The organism is Micromonospora maritima (genome assembly GCF_902825405.1).
GTDB classification, from domain to species: Bacteria; Actinomycetota; Actinomycetes; order Mycobacteriales; family Micromonosporaceae; genus Micromonospora; species Micromonospora maritima.
In genome coordinates this window covers 1-3,398 of sequence record NZ_CADEAU010000541.1, presented here as the reverse complement: position 1 = coordinate 3,398, position 3,398 = coordinate 1, and the positions used below count along the sequence as shown (strand labels likewise).

2 protein-coding genes are annotated in these 3,398 nt (G+C 69.6%); one reads left to right on the top strand and one right to left on the bottom strand.

The genetic code is table 11. The features are described from left to right. Positions 1–2,775, bottom strand: a 2,775-nt coding sequence (gene secA / locus HUW36_RS28690) for a preprotein translocase subunit SecA (RefSeq protein ID WP_246248370.1), incomplete at its 3' end; no start/stop codon positions are given. Between the two features lie 169 nt (positions 2,776–2,944). Here secA and HUW36_RS28685 point away from each other — a divergent pair. After that, the coding region (locus HUW36_RS28685) for a GNAT family N-acetyltransferase (RefSeq protein WP_174530979.1) at positions 2,945–3,398 on the top strand (454 nt) is incomplete at its 3' end.

Here is a 3,398-nt window from a genome sequence, read left to right as displayed (position 1 = left end):
CATCGCCTGACCGCTCGCCCCACCGGCGGCGGCCGACGTCCGGCGCGGCGCCGAAGCGGCCGGGCGCTCGGAACTCGGCTCGCCGATGCCCAGCGCCGGGGCCTGCTGCTCCGCGCGCTCGATCACCGGGGTGCCCCGACCAGCCTCGCCGTCGACCGCGGGCGCGGAGTATTGCAGGCCCTGCTGCTGCGGCGCGCGGTTGAGACCCTTGGCCCGGATCTCCACCGGCTTCTCCAGCAACTCGACCTGCTCGGCCTCCGGCTCCGCCTCCTCGACCTGCACGTCCAGGTTGTAGAGGAAGCCGACCGTCTCCTCCTTGATGCCGTCCATCATGGTGGCGAACATGTCGAAGCCCTCGCGCTGGTACTCGATGACCGGGTCGCGCTGGGCGTACGCCCGCAGGCTGATGCCCTCCTGGAGGTAGTCCATCTCGTAGAGGTGCTCGCGCCACTTACGGTCGATCACCTGGAGCAGGACCATCCGCTCGAGCTGGCGGACCGCCTCCTCGCCGAGGCTCTCCTCGCGCCTGTCGTACGCGGAGTGCGCGTCCTCCTTGAGGCGGGCGAGCAGGAAGTCCTGGTCGAGACCGGCCCGGGAGCCGACCTCCTCCTCCAGCTCGTCGACCGTGACGCCGACCGGGTAGAGCTGCTTCAGGCTGGACCAGAGCTGGTCGAGGTCCCAGTCCTCGGCGTAGCCGTCGCTCGTCGCGCCGACCACGTACGCGCCGATCACGTCGTCGATCATGTTGCGGACCTGGTCGGACAGGTCCTCGCCGTTGAGCACCCGGAGGCGCTCGGCGTAGATCACCTGGCGCTGCTTGTTGAGCACCTCGTCGTACTTGAGGACGTTCTTGCGGATCTCGGCGTTCTGGCCCTCGATCTGGGCCTGCGCGCTCTTGATCTGCCGGGTGACCATCTTCGACTCGATGGGCACGTCCTCCGGGATGTTGAAGCGGTCCATGACCGCCTCGACGGCGCCGGCCCGGAACCGCTTCATCAGCTCGTCCTGGAGCGACAGGTAGAACCGGGACTCACCCGGGTCGCCCTGCCGGCCGGCCCGACCGCGCAGCTGGTTGTCGATCCGGCGGGACTCGTGCCGCTCGGTGCCGAGCACGTAGAGCCCGCCGGCGGCGGCCACCTCCTCCGCCTCGACGTCGCAGGCCTGCTTCCAGGTCGGCAGGATCTCCTCCATCGCCTTGGCGTACTCCTCCGGCTGCTCGACCGGGTCGAGACCGCGCTGGCGGAGTTCGTTGGCGGCGAGGAACTCGGCGTTGCCGCCGAGCAGGATGTCGGTGCCCCGGCCGGCCATGTTGGTGGCGACCGTGACCGCGCCCTTGCGCCCGGCCTGGGCGACGATCTCCGCCTCCTTGGCGTGGAACTTCGCGTTCAACACCGAGTGCGGGATGCCGCGGCGGCGCAGCATGTGCGACAGGATCTCGGAGTTCTCCACCGAGACGGTGCCGACCAGCACCGGCTGGCCCTGCTCGTGCCGCTCGGCGATGTCCTCGACGACGGCGTTGAACTTGGCCTTCTCGGTCTTGTAGATGACGTCGGGCCGGTCGAGCCGGACCATCGGCCGGTGCGTCGGGATGGTCACGACGCCGACCTTGTAGACCTTGTTGAACTCGCCCGCCTCGGTCTGGGCGGTGCCGGTCATGCCGGAGAGCTTCTCGTAGAGGCGGAAGTAGTTCTGGAGGGTGATCGTCGCGAGGGTCTGGTTCTCCTGCTTGATCTCCACCCCCTCCTTGGCCTCGATCGCCTGGTGCATGCCCTCGTTGTAGCGACGGCCGTGCAGGATCCGGCCGGTGAACTCGTCGACGATCAGGACCTCGCCGTCGCTGACGATGTAGTCCTTGTCGCGCTTGTAGAGCTCCTTGGCCTTGATCGCGTTGTTCAGGTAGCCGACCAGCGGCGTGTTGACCGACTCGTAGAGGTTGTCGATGCCGAGCCGGTCCTCGACCTTGGCCACGCCGCGCTCGGTGATCGCGATGGTGCGCTTGGCGTGGTCGACCTCGTAGTCGCCCTCGCCGTCGGTGCCGGGCTGGAGGCGGGCCACCACGGACGCGAACTCCTGGTACCACCGGGCGGAGTGCTCGGCCGGGCCGGAGATGATCAGCGGGGTGCGGGCCTCGTCGATGAGGATCGAGTCGACCTCGTCCACCACCGCGAAGAAGTGGCCGCGCTGGACCAGCTCCTCCTTCGACCACGCCATGTTGTCGCGCAGGTAGTCGAAGCCGAACTCGTTGTTCGTGCCGTAGGTGATGTCGCACTCGTAGGCCGCGCGGTGCTCGGTGGCGGGCCGGTTGGGCAGCACCACGCCGACCGTGAGCCCGAGGAACTCGTGCACCCGGCCCATCCAGGCGGCGTCGCGCTCGGCCAGGTAGTCGTTCACGGTGATCACGTGCACGCCCTTGCCGGCGAGCGCGTTCAGGTAGACCGGCATGACCGAGGTGAGCGTCTTGCCCTCACCGGTCTTCATCTCGGCGATGTTGCCGAAGTGCAGCGCCGCGCCGCCCATCACCTGGACGTCGTAGGGCCGCTGGCCGAGCACCCGCGAGGCGGCCTCCCGGCACACCGCGAACGCCTCCGGCAGCAGGTCGTCGAGGGTCTCGCCATCCTCGAGCCGCTCCTTGAACTGGTCGGTCATGCCGCGCAGCTCGTCGTCGCTGAGGTTGACGTAGTCGTCCTCGATCGAGTTGACGGCGGCCGCGATGGCCTTCAGCCGACGCACCATGCGGCCCTCGCCGGCGCGAAGGACCTTTTCCAGAATCGACACGGATCAACGCTCCCCTAGACGGTCTCGAACCATCGTAGGCGCTCCGGCACGGCGATGGTCACTGGTGGCGGCGGTCCGGGTCTGCGAAACCGACATAACACCGCGACCGCACGTCGGGGGCCGCTAATCGGGTTACGCCGTCGGCGAACGATCCGGCACGATGGCTCGGATGGAGCCTGTGGAGATCATCGAGGACGGGCTGTTGCTGCGCCCCTGGCGGGCCGAGGACGCCGACGCGGTGCACCGCGCCTGCCAGGACCCGGACATCCAGCGCTGGACCACCGTACCTCGCCCGTACCTGCCGGAACACGCCGTCGCGTTCGTGACCACGATCAGCGCCACCGCGTGGGCGCAGGACACCGGGACGCCGTTCGCGGTCTGCGACGCCGCCACCGGCGAGCTGCTCGCCTCGTGCGGCCTGGTCTCCGTCGACCGGGCGCTCGACTCGGGCGAGGTGGGCTACTGGACCGCGCCGTGGGCGCGCGGGCGGGGCGTCGCGGTCCGGGCCACCCGGGCGGTGGCCCGGTGGGCCTTCGACGCGCTCAAGCTGCGCCGGCTCACCTGGCAGGCCGAGATCGGCAACCACGCGTCCCGGCTGGTCGCGCTGCGCGCCGGCTTCCGGG